We start from the raw sequence: 17,043 nt of genomic DNA, 5'->3' as shown, positions 1-17,043 counted from the left end.
TTATAGATGTAACCAAAAGAGTAGCTGCCGAAGGTTTTATTGCTTTAGGAGTGGATGCCTTATCGCTATTCGGCGGAACACCCTCGGATGAGGATAAAGGCCGGGAGCTGATCGGAAAGCTGGATCCGGCAAAAAACTTGCAGAACTATCTGAAAGGACTTGAATATTTGAGAAGCAGGAAAGATGGAAACGGAAAAACCGGATGTGTTGGTTTTTGCTGGGGCGGGGGCATGGCAAACAAACTTGCAGTAAGCGATCCTAAGTTGCTTGCAGCAGTTGCATACTATGGAGCACAGGCAGCCGCAGAAGATGTTCCTAAGATAAAAGCCAGTGTAATGCTTCATTATGGTGGACTCGATGAGCGTATAAATGCGGGAATTCCGGCTTATGAAGCAGCTTTGAAAGAAAATCATATAGATTATAAAGTCTATATTTATGAAGGCGTAAATCACGCTTTTAATAACGATACTTCGCCGACCAGATACAATGAAGCGGCTGCTAAACTGGCCTGGCAAAGAACAATATCTCTGTTTAAAGCTAAATTAAGCTAGGTTCGATTTGTCGGTTATAATTATTTAAGAAAAAAGTAATGTTTTTTTACAATTAATAAAACAAAATTTTCTCTTGGGTGTTATGAAAAATATTATATAATTATACTTATAACTGACACTAGCATTGGAATTTAAGCGAAAAATGCTTAACTTTGTGCAAATTTTTAGAAATTAATGAAGATATTTATTACAGGCCTTCCTTTAGAAGTGGGGGAAGATGAATTAACAGCCGTATTTGGTGATTTCGGTCAAGTAAAATCACTAAGGATTATCAAAGATCGCGAAACTGGTCAGAGTCGTGGGTTTGGTTTTGTGGAAATGCCGGTAGAAGAAGAGGCAAAAGAAGCAATCAAACGCATGAATGGCGGCGATTACAATGGTAACCGTATCAAAGTTGCTGAAGCACAAGAAAAACCAAATACTGGTGGTGCTGGTGGTGGTGGCTTTAAACGCAATAACCGTACAGAAAAAAGCTATTAATTAGCTTTTTTATTAAAATTAGTTACTGATTCTATTTTAATATACTAGAGCAGCAGTGGTGACATGCGTCATTTATTGCTGCTTTTTTATTTTAAAAAAATTACCTGCTAATTCATTAGATTAGTAGAATGAACGTGGACTATATTGCTTTATCGGTTCCTATATTCTTTATTCTGATAGGAGTAGAGCTAGCTTATTCTTTCTATAAGAAGTTAAACTATTACCGCTTAAACGATTCCATTTCCAATTTAAGCCAAGGCATTGGTCAGCAGGTAACAGGCGTTTTCATGAAAACAGCGCTCTTCTTTGGCTACATGTATATTTTTGAACATTGGCGGTTATTTGATCTTCCGCAAACCATATGGGTCTGGATCATACTTTTCATTGGGGTTGATTTTTTCTACTATTGGTTTCACAGAATGAGCCATCAGGTAAACGCACTCTGGGCAGCTCACATTGTACACCACCAATCTGAAGAATATAACCTTACCGTAGCTTTAAGGCAATCCTGGTTTCAGGGATGGTTTTCATGGGTGTTTTATTTACCTCTGGCTTTTATTGGGTTTGATCCGATCATGTTCCTCACCTTAAGTGCTTTTAATACTTTATACCAGTTTTGGATTCATACCAGAGCTATAAAAAGTATGGGACCATTAGAATGGATTTTAAATACACCTTCTCATCACCGAGTGCATCATGGTTCCAACCCAAAATACATTGATAAGAACCATGCAGGTACTTTAATTATCTGGGATAAAATTTTTGGTACCTTTCAAAAAGAAGAAGAAGAGGTGTACTATGGCATAACCACTCCATTGGCCAGCTGGAATCCTATCTGGGCAAACGTACATTACTGGAGTGAACTTTGGAATACCGCAAAACAAAGCCCTAAATGGAGCGATAAAATAAATGTATTTCTTAAGCCACCCGGATGGTTCCCAGCGCATTTGGGTGGCTTTAAACCGGCAAAGGATATTGATCCTGCCAGTTATGCAAAATACAATCCTGAGTTTCATCAGAAATTCTCCGGATATGTGCTTTTGCAATTTTTGATAGGCTTAGCCACAGGATCAGCCATTTTGTTTTTAAATGCAACCTTGCCTGCAACACCCTTAATAAGTGGTTCTGTGTTTTCAATACTTACACTATTAACCTGCGGTGCATTGCTCGAAGAAAAGAAATGGCTCATTTATTTTGAATACTGCCGACTCCTATCAGGTATTTTAATAATTTTGCTGCTTAATTTCCCTATTGGGTACCAGGTGATATTTGCGGGCTTACAAATCGTTTCATTAGTCTGGTTCTATAATCTTAACAAACTGAATACCCATGCTCAAGAAGTACCTGAAGTTTAACCTCATATTTGCCCTGATTTTTATACTGCAGCTTGTGGCAGAGTATTACGAGCTTTCGGCTTTAAAATACATTACAAAACCACTCATCGTTATCTCTTTACTTATCATGTTTGCAATAAGTACCAAACTAAAAGGTCGCTTTCATAAACGTTTGTTTACAGGCTTGGTTTTTGGCCTTATAGGCGATGTATTGCTTATGCTGGTATGGAAAAACGAAGCTTTTTTTACCTACGGACTAATTGCTTTTTTACTTTGCCATATCTTTTATATCCGCGCATTTTATCTTGATTTCTCGTCTGCACCCCAATTAGATAAAAAAGGAGCAAGGATCGCCATTGCGCTTTGTGCTGTGTTCAGTATCAGTTTTTATGTTTACATCAGGCATGGGCTTGGCGCAATGAAACTACCGGTTATGGTTTATACTTTTGTGATCAGTTTAATGATGATGATGGCAGCGTTCAGAAACATGAGGGTAAATAAAATCAGCTTTAACCTGATTCTTTTTGGCGCAATATTTTTCCTGATCTCTGACTCAACACTTGCTTATAATAAGTTTGTTAAGGGCTTTGATCTTGCAGGATTGTTGATTATGGCAACTTACATGATCGCGCAATATTTGATTACCATAGGAGGCATCGAGCGTCAGCTTGTAAAAAGAGAAGATTAGTTCTTTTCCTTTTCTTTTTCCAACACAGTGAAATGCTGTACCAGCCTTTCGCCATTCTCATCAACGAGTGTTAAAATATGTTTGCCAGGCGCCGGACTAACAGCCAGCTGATGATAATTCTTGGTTGTGGCAACATACTCATTATCAATATGCCAGTAAATCTTAGCGCTAGCGTTTCTGTGGGTAGCATTTAACACAATTTTCCCTCTGGTGCCATCAAACTCAACAGGAATATAAACCGTGGCGTAGTTTCTTGGATAGATCATTTCCATTACAAAGTTATTCCCGGCATCGCCGCAACCAGGTTTAAATGGAGGCAGCTCCTTATAATCACTATTTTTGATCTTATAATAATATTCCATAGACGGAGGTAAAATAAACCACGATTTATGCACCATGGCAGATGGCGCTTCGCATTCATCGGTTACCCTGTAAGTTCCTGTACGGTCCAGATGGACCATTTTATGGTAGGGGCAAAGACCTGTTTTTTCACCTGCCGGAGAAACCAGCTGTATCACTTTATCAGTGCAATATTCGCCAGCTTTATAGCCACTTTCTTTGCAAACCACAATTTTCTTAAGTTTACTTGTAGGGGTTTTAAACCATTTAACAACAGGTAATTGCTTAAAAATATCAAACATAACAGGAGCAGCAGCATCTATACCGGTTAAGCCCGGTCGGCCTTCGCCATCGGCATTGCCAACCCAAACGCAAACTACATAGTTCGGATTAAGTCCAACTGCCCAGGCATCCCTGAAACCGAAACTGGTACCTGTTTTCCATGCCAATCGCTGCGAAGAGGAAAACTGTTCCCATAAACCTTCCTCGCCCGGCCTCATTAACTCCTCCATAGCATTAAATGCATTCCAGATAGAACCATGATCAATGGCTGAGTTTACTTCAGTCTCAAACTCATCAAAACGTTTATCCCGCTGTTCGTTCACATACAAAGGCTCATCGTAATCATGCGGATTGTACCTGCCTTTATAATCATTAAAATGGTTAAGCGTTCTGGCCATTCCCATATAAGTTCTTGCCAGGTCCCACATCGTTACCTCGCTGCCACCAAGAATAAGTGAAAGCCCATAATGATCGGCTGGTTTGTTTAGCGTAGTAAAGCCCAATTGTTTAAGCTTATCATAAAACCTTTGGTACTTATAGTTCTGCAGCATTTTAACCGCAGGGATGTTTAGAGAGCGGCTCAGCGCTCTATCGGCTTGTATGGCACCATCGTAGCCCATATCATAATTTTGGGGCGAGTAGCCGCCTATTTGGGTGGGTATGTCGGCTATTAAAGTTTTAGGAAGTATAAAGCCATCATTTAACATACTGGCGTACAGAATGGGTTTTAATGTACTTCCCGGACTCCTTGGTGCCTTAATCATATCCACATGACTTTCCAGTTCGGTGTTTTCCGGTTGGTAGATGTTGCCAACATAACTAAGTACAGTACCTTTTTTTACATCTAAAACCAATGCTGCAATGTTGTTAATGTCGTTTGCCCGATATCGGTTGTTGTAGCGCTTCAGCAAACTGCTTACCCGTAGTTGCAAATCATAATCAAGTGTAGAAGTGATCCTTGTAGATCCTGTTTTTAAGGCCGACCGCTCTGCCTTAAATCTGTTAAGTAAATGCGGTGCGTTTTGAGGCAGTTGTTGTGGCTTGCCCGGAATAGGCTCCAGCTTAGATAGATTGGCGGTTGATTGGTCTATGATTTTTAATACCGCTAATTTATCCAGCAGATCGTTCCGTTTTTTAATCAGTCGGGGAGAGTTTTTGCCAGGGTGTACCAGTGACGGGCTGTTTGGTAGCACAGCCAGTGTAGCCATCTCTCCCCAGGATAAACTTTCGGCACTGCGGCCGAAGTACCTCCATGCTGCAGCATCCAATCCAACCACGTTACTCCCAAAGGGGGCGTTGCCGGCATAGAGCTTTAAAATTTCTTTTTTTGAATAGCTGGCTTCTAGTCTGATAGCCAGGATAACCTCTATTAGCTTTTGCCAAACTGTTCTGCTTTCGCGTCTGGATAGCCTGATCACCTGCATGCTTATTGTGCTTCCGCCACTTACCACACTTTTGGCTTTAAAGTTTTGGCGCATAGCTCTTGCCATAGCAATAGGATCTACACCGGGGTGGTAATAGAAACGTTTATCTTCAAAAGCGACCAGACATTGCGCAAATTTCTCTGGTATGGTGTCGGCTACAGGGAAACGCCATTGCCCATCTTTAGCAATAGAAGCGCTTAATAAATCGCCATTTGAAGCTTCTACAACATATGAGGTAGGGCTTACAAAAAGCTTTGAAGGCAAAGAAAATAGGAATATAAGTAGTAAAATGAGGAAAACAACATCCGTCATCCAGAGCGCAGCGAAGGATCTCTTGTTGTTGCTATTCAAGAGATCTCTCCTTTGTCGAGATGACGGAAGTCCGGTTTCAGGAAGTCCTGTTTTGGTTAATTTACAACTACTCACTTACTTTATACCTACCCACTTGCTTATTTAATAACCTGCACCCATTTTCCTGCTTCTGTTGCACTTATGCTGTTGTTATACATTGCTTCGCACTGAACAGCCGATAAATAGTACCTACCAATATAAGATGCATTTAAAAGCACTTTATAAATAACCGTTTCGTTCTCACGCAGGTTAAAATAAGTAAACACACGATCATGGTATTAATGATTTCCCATCCCGATGGGAAGATCTGTGTAAGTGCCATTTGCTCATAATATCCACTCTTACCAGGATTTTTAACCACAACTTCAGCATAAAAGTCTGTGCCTTGTTTCAAAGTAGTAGGATCCAACACCTTGCCATTAAGTAATTTATAGCTGATACTCATGTCTAACAGATCAGGGTTGTTCGGTTGAAAATTATTTTGTCCGGCCGAAGGTTGCCCCTGTAAAATCAAACGGGCAAACAACACCCTGTCGCTGGTATTGGTAACAGCCACATTGCCTTTAAATGCCAGTGGCGTGCTAACAATGTACTGGTTTGAATTTACATTGCCTTTTTTACCATCAATAGTATAGCTGTATTTAAGGTTATTTGATGAAGAATTTACACCACAAAACTTTGCGATGCCTAGTAAACTGTAAGCCGTAGTTTGTGTACTGTACCAATCATCTTTACCTAATCTGGCAGCTACCGACTGCAATAACTGCGCTGCTGTACCTTTACGGCCCAATAGAGTCAGTGTTTCCAATATCATGGCCTCATCTCTTAAATCAGAACCATAAGTGCCGCCTAGCTGATTGTAAGGTTTTATTTCAGTAGGTAAATCTTTTATCAGTTTATTGGCTGCATCTGCTTGTCCGGCAAGTTTATATGCGGCAGCCAAACGCCATTTTGCAGATACAGAAAGGTATTCAAATGCCCTTAATCTGTTCATTGCTGCTATCTCCGGTCTCTTGGCCAATGCAAGCACATATAACCTGTACGATTGAGAAAGATCACCACCATAAAAATTACTGCTATTTGGCGCCCAGTTATTGGCTTTTGTTTTTAAATAACGAACAAGTTCATCAATCATTCCTACTGGAAGGGTATATCCTGCATTTTGCGATTCCACAAGGAAATGCCCTGCATAATTGGTTCCCCACTCATCAGACGTACCTTCGCCCGGCCAGTAACTTAAACCACCATCAGTAGTCTGGAAGCCTTTCAACCTGTTAATACCCGCTTTTATGTTTCGCTCTGTATTTGCCTTTTGCTGTTCATTTAAAGCAGTTAATTGGTTAAGGAATAACTGAGGGAATACACCGGAAGTAGTTTGCTCTACACATCCATGCGGATATTGCATCAGGTAACTTAAGCGCTTTTTAAGATTGATAGGAGGTATAGACGAAAGCTCTATAGACCCTGAATTTGTACCAGCCATACCAATAGGCGCATAGTTTAACGACCAATTGGCACCCGGTTCAACTACTGCCGATACCACATTGGTAACAAACGGATTAGGATTACGAATGTCCATCTCTACATCATAAACAGCCTTCTCAGTACCGCTTTGTGCAATGATCTTAACCTTGGCAATACCTGTAACCTCAGGAGCCTTGATTTCGAAATATGCCATCTGTTCGCCTGGTTGTTTAAATCCAAGCTGTTGTGTTTTACTGCCAATTACCTGTAAATTCTGTGCCTGTAGTTGAACAGTTACGTTTTTAAGGTTATTTTCTGTAGCAAATACGGTTGTAGGTAAAGTAAAGCTTTCGCCCGGACCAATAACACGTGGTAAAGTAGCCAGCAGCATTAAAGGTTTTTTAACCTGTACAGATTTCTCTGCAAAGCCATAAGCACCATCTTGTCCGGCAACCACCATTGCTCTTACCGCGCCAATATATTGCGGAAGCGTAAACTTATGGGTTTTGCTTTCGCCTTTGCCCAATGCAAAAGGACCAAGATATTTTACCACAGGTACAAACCTGTTGGCTTTTGCCGGATTCAAATTCCTGTTTACACTGCCATCACCACCAATGCTTAAAATACGTTCCAGATTGCCGCCCCATGCACCAAGTACATAATCGAACAAATCCCATGTTTTAACACCCAAGCCTTCTCGGGCATAAAAAGCACTATGAGGATCAGGAGTTTTAAATCTGGTCAGGTCAAGCAAACCTTCATCTACAATGGCTATTGTATAGGTCATGGCCTTGCCATTTTGTTCCGCAACAGTAATGCTATTCTCTGTTTCAGGTTTAATCTTATCGGCCATTTTAATAACCGGTTTTAAGATCGTTTCAGGATCTTCAATAAGCAATGGAATAGCTCCATACATCCTTATTGGCAAATCATTTACCGTTTGGGCATGTGGCTGAAGCAAAGTAACCACGGCAAACACATTAGGCGCCATGTTCTTTTCGGCCTTAAAGGTAAATTGTGTTTGGCCGGCTTTAGTTTCTGTCCAGAAGGTTTTTAATACCCTGCTGCCATTTTCTATAGAGATTAATGCTCTGCCGCCTTTACCTGATGGAATGGTTAATACCACATCTTCGCCAACATTGAACTTGGTTTTATTGGCAGTAAATGATAGCATAGAGGCTTCGGTAGGGTTGTTGGCCTGTTCACGTTGTGCCCAACCCGGCCAGTCAACATATACAGATTTGCCGGTTACATGGCCACCATTTACATCGCGTACCAGAATCAGATAACGACCCCATTCCGGTTCATCTATTCTTAAATTCCAGCTTCCTTTACCGTTTGATAAAGTGATGCTTTCTTTTTTAACGAGTTTATTATAAGAGTTTTGGGTAAAGTTAGCATAGGAGTTCTGGTCGTCCTGATCCCACCACCAACGCCACTGTACTTTGTATAGCTCAACCTCAACAGTTTTGCCACCTTGTACCAGTTTACCGTTCCTGTCTACATTCACAATATTAACTTTATGATCCTTGTCGGTTACCAGCATTCCGCTTAATTTCTCACCATCAGGGGTTTTAATACCGTAATAGTTGTTGTAAACATGGTAAGGGATACTAAAGTTATCGATACTGAAATTACCGCCTGCTTCAAATACCTTAGTGGTAAAGTTTGCCTTAAGCATGCCCGGAGCAGTATTGTTTTCATTTAAACTGGTATTTACAACGGCAGTTCCATTCTCATTTAGTGTGCCTTCGAATATGGTTTTTACCTGCGATTGGAACACTACTGTAGGGTTATCAAAAGTATACTCATCAAAACCCTTAAAAGTAGTTTTCATGGTATTCAGATTCACATCAACCTTGGCTTTAAGGTTTTTGCCTACAGAACCAAATAACCAGTTTGCCGAAAGCGTGGCTGATGATGCACCGCCAACACCTAAATAGGTAGCATTACCGATATTGAAATTTATCTTTAGCCTGTTAGGCATAACGGTTTCAACCTTAATGGTTTTGCTGAAAACTGCACCACCTGCTTTTACCTTGGCCAGCCAGTTTCCGGTAGGAGCAGTATTTTCTGTAGCCGTTTTAAAAGCATAGAATCCATTTAATGGTTTACCATTGATGATTCTTTTAATTAATTGTCCCTGAGGGTTATATAATTCAAAAGTGACCGGATATCCGCCTGGAAGTTTCTTTAATTTATCTTCAAGAATAAAGGATACGAATATAGAATCGCCTGGTCTCCAAACGCCGCGTTCTCCATAAATGTAACCTTTCAATCCGTTCTGCACCACATCGCCGCCAACATCAAAGCGACTTAATGGAAGCGAACTACCATCATCCATTTTCAGATAGCCACGTTCATCGCCATTTTTAGCGATCAGTAAGAAGGGTTTTCTTTTCAGATCAAAGGTAGCCATACCATCGCCATCGGTTTTAACCGTGTGGATGATCTGACGCTGGTAATCTAACAGCTCCAAAGTAACACCGCTCATTGGTTTAGCGGTAAGCAGATCTGTAGTTACAACAAGCATACTGTTGTCGTTACCACGTTTGGCAATAAGACCAATATTCGAAGCCATTACATTTCTGCTGGCCCATTTGTCATTGGTATAATAGGATGGGGTACAAGGATTGTCACGATCTTCCCATCTGTAATTATTTGGATAATAACTGTTGTAACGCTCCCAGAACTCATCGTCCTCATCAATCTTTTCACCATAACCACGATAGCCGTCTTCATCAGAAGTTTCTTCATCGTTAGTTACTTCAGCACATTTAAATACATTGTACTCATTTCTGAAACCGATGGTTATGCGGTACATGGCACCAGGTTCAGTTTTAATCAGCTTATCAAGATCTAAGGTAAAACGGTTCTTTTTATGCAGATTAAGCGCTTTATCTTCATCTAAACGAATTGTTTTTTGTATCACAGGTTTACCAACACGACGAATCTCACCTCCATCTTTATAGCTGTTGGTTTGGAAGAACTGAGGGATATTATTTTCATAGATCTTGATAACCGTAACATCAACCGCCTTTAAATTGGTTGCTTCGAAAGGCAACACCAATTTACCGGAATTTGGAAGTATGGTACCACTGCCTGCAATAACCACCGAAGGCAGTTTGTTCTCAAAAACGATATTGGCAGTTTTTCCTGCTCCAAGTTTCTTTCCGTTGATATTTTCGATGCCAGAATTTACTGTAAGAGAATAATTGCCTTCTAAAGCCAGGGCTGAGTAAACTTTTACCTGACTGCCATCGATGGTAAACCTTAAATCAGATAAACCGCTTAAAGAGATTAAACCGGCCAGATCCTGAGCTACGCCTACAGGTTCAGAAAGCTGTACTAAGGCATAATCTTCGAGGTCTTGTACTGCTTTCATGTCCAGTACTTTAAATACGCCTTTGGCAGGAACAGCAACGGTTTGTTCGCCTTTGCTGTCGGCATTAATAGCCTCACCAGACCATTTTAAAGTTAGTTTTGTATCCTGACCAGCTTTTTTAATACTATCTATGGTAAAGGCAGAAGTGTTTTTCTCTGGATTATGCTGCCATTTAACTTTTAAAGTTTGCGGAAAATTTAGTGTTAATGCTTTTTCAATCGCCTTTGGGTCTTCCTGATCGGAGGTCGTAATCTCTCCCTTAAGCTTCATATAATCAAGAGAAGTGTTGTTTTGCGACACCAACCCATCCTGAGTTAAATTCATGCCGGGTTTGATCACTCTAAATCCGAACTCAAATTCTTCAAGGTCCTTTTCTGTTTCAGTAACCTTGCTCAAATCGAGATTGGCCTCATAGGTTTCGCCTGATTTTAAAGGCTCATCAGGTCTGAATTCGACTGTTTGCGCATCGATCCAGTAAGCTTTTCCTTTTACAGAAGGAGAGAAGCTAAACAAATCACGGGTGTCGGCAACGCCAACATCACTCATTGTTTTTACTTCACTGGCCAGATGCACCCTTATAAAACTCTTTTTAGAGATGGTTCCGGAAGTGTAAGCTTCTATATATTTAGAATATTTTTGGTTGTAGTCCTTAGGCTTTTCTTTTTTAAAGAGAAAAAAAGATGCAATTCCAGCTAGCAGAAAAGCAGTAATGCCAATAACCAGGGGTTTTTTATTCCTTTGGAAAAAGGAAGAGCGAGATGATTCCATAACACAGATATTTCATAATAAGATGTGTACGAAAATCAACAAAAATCATCGGAAACGAAAATAATTGTTATCCACAAGAGAAAAATGTTGTGGGAATACTTGCAGGTGGCTATTTAATCATTACGCCCGGCATATTAACTAGGGGAACACGGATTAGGTTTTCATCTACAATACTTTCTGGAAGGAAAATAAACTTTTTATCGTAGATGACCCCGTTGATGTAATAGCTTAACCAGTACTCATTTGTTAAGCCAAATACTTCGGTATCAATAGCTTCTACGCCGGCGAAAGACTTCGCTTTAATATCGCCCAGGAAGTGTCTTAATACCGATGTTTTTACCATTTTACCGTCTTTTTCTCCATAACCCTTAGAGCTGATTAATACGTTGTCAAGCGGGATATCTTTAAGATTGATCAGGTAAACGGTCCAGTTTTTTACTTCCGGGCTTTCGTTTTTTAGCACTACGGCCATTGCAACATCTTCAACTATATTTTCAGGAAGGTCTTTTTTCATGTTAAATTATGCAAATCGTCATCTCGAACATCGTGAGAGATCTCTTGAACTATATCTGAACAAGAGATCTCTCACGATGTTCGAGATGACGGGTGTATTAATTATGACAGGCGTACACCTACTTCTTCGCTACTGCTTTCTTTTTTGCAGGTGCTTTAGTTGCTGTTTTCTTTGCAGTGGTACCAGTTTTCTTTGCTGCAGCTTTCTTTGCTGCAGCTTTCTTGGTTTTAGGTTCAAAAGCATTAGGCACTTGCTCAACTATCAATTTTTTAACCTCATCTAAAGAAACTACTTCTAATTCCTCCTGAGTATATTTATCATTAGTAGCCGGGTTTTTACGCAGCTTAAGCATTTCTTTGCCGAAACGGATAAAAGGGCCCCATCTGCCATTTTCTATCGCAATTTTTTCTTCAGCCCATTGCTGAATAAATCTATTTGCTTCTTTTTCTAACTTTTTACCAATCAGTTCTTCAATGTCCGACTGTTTAAGGTTATCAAAATTATAAGCCTTAGGAACATTGATAAACAAATCATTCCATTTAATAAACGGACCGAATCTGCCTTTTCCTTTAGTAACTGGTAAGCTCTGGTAATGAGCAACAGGAGCATCGGCAGTAATTTTTTCGCCAATAATCTCTATTGCGCGATCTCTATCTATCGATAAAGGGTCCTCATTTTTAGGAACAGAGATGTAAGCATCGCCCCATTTAACATACGGACCAAAACGACCTACACCAACAGAAACCTCTTTACCTTCATAATCTTCAAGCTGAAAAGGCAATTTAAATTGCTCCAGAGCACTTTCTAAAGTAACAGTTGCTACAGATTGCGATTTAGATAAGCTCGCATAACGAGGTTTTTCTTCGTCGTCATTCTGACCAATTTGAACCAGCGGGCCAAATTTACCAACTTTAGCATATACATTTTTACCACTTACCGGATCAATACCCAATAAACGTTCACCATTAGCTCTGTCGGCTGTTTCTAAAGTAGTTTCAACCTCAATATGAAAAGGAGTATAGAAGGAGTGAAGCATTTTTGTCCATTCCTGTAAACCCTGTGCAATCTCATCAAATTCCTTTTCTACATTCGCAGTAAAGTTAAAATCTACGATTCCTTTAAAATGTTCAACCAGGAAGTCATTCACAACTTCGCCTATATCTGTAGGGAATAATTTACCTTTTTCGGCACCTGTTATTTCCGTTTTAATTAGCTTTTTAACAGAACCATTGTTTAAAACAATAGAACTAAATGAACGCTGACGGCCATCACGATCTTCCTTAACCACATAACCACGGTTTTGGATGGTTGAAATAGTTGGCGCATAAGTAGATGGTCTGCCGATACCAAGCTCTTCCAGTTTTTTAACCAAACTAGCCTCAGTATATCTTGCCGGTGGTCTGGAGAAACGCTCAGTTGCATTCATCTCTTTTAAAGTCAGTTCCTGACCTCTTACCAATGGTGGCAACATGCTGTTACCTTCTGAATCTTCAACATCCTCATCATCGCTTGATTCAAGATAAACCTTTAAGAAACCATCAAATTTCAAAACCTCACCCTCTGCAATCAAATTCTCTTTACGAGTGCTGATGCCGATCTGAGCTGTTGTTTTTTCAAACAAAGCCTCACTCATTTGTGAAGCAATGGCGCGTTTCCAAATCAACTCATATAAACGTTGTTCAGAGCTGTCGCCTGGTACAGTATGGTGATTAAAATAAGTAGGGCGGATGGCCTCGTGAGCCTCTTGTGCACCTGCAGATTTAGTTTTATATACTCGTAAGTGATGATATTTATCGCCATAGGCAGATTTTATTTCACTTGCAGCAGCTTGTAATGCGGTTTCCGATAAGTTCACTGAATCGGTACGCATATAAGTAATGCGTCCACTTTCATACAGCCTCTGAGCGATCTGCATTGTTCTTGAAACGGAGTAACCCAGTTTGCGGGAAGCCTCCTGCTGCAAGGTAGAAGTGGTAAACGGAGCTGCAGGATTACGCTTTGCAGGTTTTGTCTCCAAACTATCAACCGAAAAACCAGCATTGATACAGTCTGTTAAAAACTGTTCTGCATCTGATTCTTTCTCAAAACGCTGAGGTAGTTCTGCTTTTACAATTTCCTTACCTTTTCCGGTTGAAAACTGTGCTGTTATTTTAAATGCTGCTGAAGCATTAAATTTATTTACTTCTCGTTCTCTGTCTACAATTAAACGAACCGCTACCGATTGTACACGACCTGCAGAAAGTGATGGCTTGATTTTTTTCCATAATACCGGAGAAAGTTCAAAACCCACCAATCTGTCGAGCACACGACGAGCTTGTTGTGCATGAACAAGGTTATAATCAATTGTACGTGGAGTTTCTATAGCCTTTAATATAGCAGGCTTAGTGATTTCGTGAAAAACTATACGTTTTGTTTTGGCTTCTTTAAGTCCTAAAGTTTCGAATAAGTGCCATGAAATTGCTTCTCCCTCGCGGTCCTCATCGGATGCTAGCCATACCATTTCGGCTTCCTTAGCTAGTTTTCTTAATTCGGCAACAACTTGCTTTTTATCAGAAGGAACTTCATAGGTCTGAGCAAAATTATTAGAGATATCAATCCCCATATCCCCTTTAATTAAGTCACGAATATGACCGTAACTAGATTTAACAAGGAAATCTTTGCCCAAATACCCTTCAATGGTTTTCGCTTTCGCAGGTGACTCAACTATTAGTAAATTCTTCGCCATTCAGAACGTTTTTCTGCAAATAAAGCTATAAATAAGCCTAATTTCAAAATCCGATCTAATTTTTCTAACAAATTTATTTAAAAATGACCTGTTTTACCTGATAATGAGCAATGGCCGGAATGCTGCTTTTAGGGCATTAAATTAATTCGACCGAGATAAAAGCTGTTTGAAACATTTTACTTAAATAATATAATTATCTATTTTTTTTGTGCTTAACTTCGTGAGTATAAAAAAACTTAAAACCATGAATACAATACTCATCCTGTTAAGCCTTTTATTTACGCCTCCAACTAAAAGCGTTTATGATTTTTCTTTTAAAACCATTGATGGCAAGGAAATTAAGCTTTCGAAATTTAAGGGCAAAAAAATCCTTATTGTAAATACAGCTTCGAAGTGCGGATTTACGCCTCAGTATGAAGATCTTGAAAAACTACAAAAACAATATGGTAAAAATGTAGTTTTAATAGGTTTCCCGGCTGGCAATTTTGGCGGTCAGGAATTGGCTACAAATAGCGAAATCAAAGAATTTTGTACAGGAAAATATAATGTTACTTTCTTGTTGTCGGAAAAAAGCAGTGTTAAAGGAGATGACATCAGTCCTTTATTTAAATATTTAACCAGTCAGGAAAATCCTGATTTTACAGGTGATATTCAATGGAACTTTGAAAAATTCCTGATTAATGAAAAAGGTCAGTTGGTACACCGCTTCCGCTCTAAAGTTAAACCTTTAGATGAAGCGATTACAAAGAATTTGTAGGGTAGGAACCCATCATCTGCCCCTCGTCATCCTGAATTTATTTCAGGATCTCGTTTAAGCAGGTTTTTAATGTCATGTCCGGGATCCTGAAATAATTTCAGGATGACGAGAGACGCGTAAAACGAATCAGATAAACACAGCCTGTATTAAACCATGATACGGGCTGTATTATTTAACACTATTATCACTATATTTTTACACCATATTCTAATGTTTGCCGTACTTTTGTACCAAAATAAGTATGGATCATATCAAATCATTCCGGAATTATTTAGCGCTATCAGTTGCCCTTTTAGTGGCTTCCTGCTCATCAGGATACAAACTGGTAAAGACCAATCGTGCAGAATACAATGTTAATAAGGAGCTTGCGGTAGACAGCTCTATTATAAAAACCTATTTGCCCTATAAAGTTCAACTTGAGGCTGAAATGAATAAAGTAATTGGTCATTCTGCAGCGCAGATGTCTAAAAAAAGCAGCGACACCTTACCTGAAAGCTTGCTTAGCAATTTCTTTTCTGATGCTGTTTTGGAACAGGCCCTTAAATATGATCAGAATATTGATTTTGCATTGCCATCCACAAAAGGAGGTTTAAGGGTAGATTTTCCTAAAGGCAACGTTACTGTTTCTAATGTGTTTGAGCTGATGCCTTTTGAAAATCAACTCATGATTTTTACACTAAAAGGTACTGATGTTAAACAGATCCTGGACTTTATTGCTTCTACCAACGGACAGCCTGTGGCCCGTTTACAAATAAAAATAGTAGATAAGAAACCTGTAGATGTACTTGTAAACGGTAAACCTTTTGATGTAAACAAAACCTACCGAGTACTTACATCTGATTATATTGGTGGGGGTGGCGACAATGTTCCTGCTTTTAAAAATGCGACAGATACAAAGGTTATAGGTCTTAAAGTACGCGATGCACTGATGAATTACGTTAAAGAAGCTGAGGCCGCTGGCAAAACAATTAATCCAAAATTAGATGGAAGAATTACTAAAAACTAACCGCAGAGATTTTCTAAGAACCGGTGGTATTGCTGCAGCGGCTCTGGCCTTAAACTTAAATGCGTTTGAAGCTGAGGCTGCAGGAGGGGTAACAAAGCTTACCATTTTGCATACTAACGATGTTCATAGCAGGGTAGAACCTTTTCCTATTGATGGATCTAAATATGAAGGTTTGGGTGGTACTGCCCGGCGATCGGCCCTGATCAAAAGGATAAGAAGTGAAGAGAAAAACGTGTTGTTGTTTGATGCCGGTGATATTTTTCAAGGTACGCCATACTTCAACAAATTTGGCGGTGAGCTTGAAATTAAGCTGATGACCGCAATGGGTTATGATGCGGTAACCATGGGTAACCATGATTTTGACAATGGTATGGAGGGGTTTTATAAGCAACTTCCTCATGCCAACTTTCCTATTCTCAGCAGTAATTACGACTTCTCTAATACAATACTAAATAAATCGATCCTTCCGTATAAGGTATTTAAGAAGGATGGACTAAAGATCGGTGTTTTTGGAGTTGGGATAGAATTGCATGGTCTGGTTGAAGGTAAAAACTATGGTGATACAGTTTACTTAGATCCAGTTGCAAAGGCTAATGAAATAGCTGATGTATTAAAGAATGACTTTAAGTGTGATCTGGTAATTTGCTTGTCTCATTTGGGTTACAAGTATAATACTGATAAAGTATCCGATCAGATTTTAGCGAAAAACAATAAGAGTATCGACCTGATAATTGGTGGGCATACGCATACTTTTATGGATCAGCCAGAAGATGTGCAGAATTTAAGCGGGGCAATAACTACTATAAATCAGGTTGGTTTTGCTGGTATTAACCTGGGTAGGGTTGATTATTATTTTGAAAGATATAAAGGTAAAAAGTTAAAAAAGGCTTCACCTTATCTGATTTCAAATAAATTGGAAGCTTAGCATCTATTTGTATATTTACGATCTGTTTTTTTTCTAAAGAGAAATCATAT

The 17,043-nt window shown here is 39.5% G+C and carries 11 protein-coding genes; 7 read left to right on the top strand and 4 right to left on the bottom strand.

The features are described 5' to 3' along the window. From AC1DDX_RS10720 to AC1DDX_RS10705, 4 genes are all read left to right on the top strand, one after another. A partial coding sequence (locus tag AC1DDX_RS10720; RefSeq protein ID WP_477622030.1) for a dienelactone hydrolase family protein occupies nucleotides 1-551 on the top strand: 551 nt, incomplete at its 5' end. Between the two features lie 174 nt (nucleotides 552-725). After that, nucleotides 726-1,031: an RNA recognition motif domain-containing protein gene (locus AC1DDX_RS10715; RefSeq protein WP_048905338.1), complete on the top strand. Its 306-nt coding sequence runs from the start codon at nucleotides 726-728 to the stop codon at nucleotides 1,029-1,031. 128 nt (nucleotides 1,032-1,159) lie between these two features. Then, on the top strand, nucleotides 1,160-2,386 hold the full coding sequence (locus AC1DDX_RS10710; RefSeq protein ID WP_172662994.1) for a sterol desaturase family protein: 1,227 nt from the start codon (nucleotides 1,160-1,162) through the stop codon (nucleotides 2,384-2,386). After that, the gene (locus AC1DDX_RS10705; RefSeq protein ID WP_099438337.1) at nucleotides 2,361-3,053 is read left to right on the top strand and encodes a lysoplasmalogenase; all 693 of its coding nucleotides are present in this window, start codon (nucleotides 2,361-2,363) and stop codon (nucleotides 3,051-3,053) included. The genes AC1DDX_RS10710 and AC1DDX_RS10705 overlap by 26 nt, the downstream gene beginning before the upstream one ends. On the opposite strand, the gene pbpC is transcribed toward AC1DDX_RS10705, so the two are convergent. From pbpC to topA, 4 genes are all read right to left on the bottom strand, one after another. Further along, nucleotides 3,050-5,524, bottom strand: coding sequence for a penicillin-binding protein 1C (pbpC, locus tag AC1DDX_RS10700; RefSeq protein WP_317171727.1), 2,475 nt, complete (start codon nucleotides 5,522-5,524; stop codon nucleotides 3,050-3,052). The two genes, AC1DDX_RS10705 and pbpC, sit on opposite strands and share 4 nt — an antisense overlap. A 133-nt stretch (nucleotides 5,525-5,657) precedes the next feature. Beyond that, nucleotides 5,658-11,066, bottom strand: coding sequence for an alpha-2-macroglobulin family protein (locus AC1DDX_RS10695; RefSeq protein ID WP_477622029.1), 5,409 nt, complete (start codon nucleotides 11,064-11,066; stop codon nucleotides 5,658-5,660). A 109-nt stretch (nucleotides 11,067-11,175) separates the two neighbouring features. Next, the gene (locus tag AC1DDX_RS10690; protein WP_172662992.1) at nucleotides 11,176-11,580 is read right to left on the bottom strand and encodes a hypothetical protein; all 405 of its coding nucleotides are present in this window, start codon (nucleotides 11,578-11,580) and stop codon (nucleotides 11,176-11,178) included. A 118-nt stretch (nucleotides 11,581-11,698) separates the two neighbouring features. Then, the gene (topA, locus tag AC1DDX_RS10685; RefSeq protein ID WP_337716269.1) at nucleotides 11,699-14,305 is read right to left on the bottom strand and encodes a type I DNA topoisomerase; all 2,607 of its coding nucleotides are present in this window, start codon (nucleotides 14,303-14,305) and stop codon (nucleotides 11,699-11,701) included. 244 nt (nucleotides 14,306-14,549) lie between these two features. Here topA and AC1DDX_RS10680 point away from each other — a divergent pair, with 244 nt between their 5' ends. From AC1DDX_RS10680 to AC1DDX_RS10670, 3 genes are all read left to right on the top strand, one after another. Then, complete coding sequence (locus AC1DDX_RS10680) at nucleotides 14,550-15,062, top strand: glutathione peroxidase (RefSeq protein ID WP_288879361.1); 513 nt, start codon at nucleotides 14,550-14,552, stop codon at nucleotides 15,060-15,062. Between the two features lie 241 nt (nucleotides 15,063-15,303). Then, entirely contained in the window at nucleotides 15,304-16,068 is a 765-nt protein-coding gene (locus AC1DDX_RS10675; RefSeq protein WP_288879360.1) for a 5'-nucleotidase C-terminal domain-containing protein, read from the top strand. Beyond that, entirely contained in the window at nucleotides 16,046-16,993 is a 948-nt protein-coding gene (locus tag AC1DDX_RS10670; protein ID WP_337716267.1) for a bifunctional metallophosphatase/5'-nucleotidase, read from the top strand. Before AC1DDX_RS10675 ends, AC1DDX_RS10670 begins: the two co-directional genes overlap by 23 nt. Nucleotides 16,994-17,043: the final 50 nt, after the last annotated feature.

The sequence above is a fragment of the Pedobacter sp. 10L46_2 genome (genome assembly GCF_056395165.1).
Note: the sequence above shows the minus strand (reverse complement) of the source record. Positions and strands in the feature narration are given on the sequence as shown.

Coding starts and splice junctions, on each gene's coding strand:
- AC1DDX_RS10695 (WP_477622029.1), bottom strand. CDS start 11,066: ATGGAATCATCTCGCTCTTCCTTTTTCCAAAGGAATAAAAAACCCCTG.
- AC1DDX_RS10715 (WP_048905338.1), top strand. CDS start 726: ATGAAGATATTTATTACAGGCCTTCCTTTAGAAGTGGGGGAAGATGAA.
- topA (WP_337716269.1), bottom strand. CDS start 14,305: ATGGCGAAGAATTTACTAATAGTTGAGTCACCTGCGAAAGCGAAAACC.
- AC1DDX_RS10710 (WP_172662994.1), top strand. CDS start 1,160: ATGAACGTGGACTATATTGCTTTATCGGTTCCTATATTCTTTATTCTG.
- AC1DDX_RS10690 (WP_172662992.1), bottom strand. CDS start 11,580: ATGAAAAAAGACCTTCCTGAAAATATAGTTGAAGATGTTGCAATGGCC.
- AC1DDX_RS10675 (WP_288879360.1), top strand. CDS start 15,304: ATGGATCATATCAAATCATTCCGGAATTATTTAGCGCTATCAGTTGCC.
- AC1DDX_RS10680 (WP_288879361.1), top strand. CDS start 14,550: ATGAATACAATACTCATCCTGTTAAGCCTTTTATTTACGCCTCCAACT.
- AC1DDX_RS10670 (WP_337716267.1), top strand. CDS start 16,046: ATGGAAGAATTACTAAAAACTAACCGCAGAGATTTTCTAAGAACCGGT.
- AC1DDX_RS10705 (WP_099438337.1), top strand. CDS start 2,361: ATGCTCAAGAAGTACCTGAAGTTTAACCTCATATTTGCCCTGATTTTT.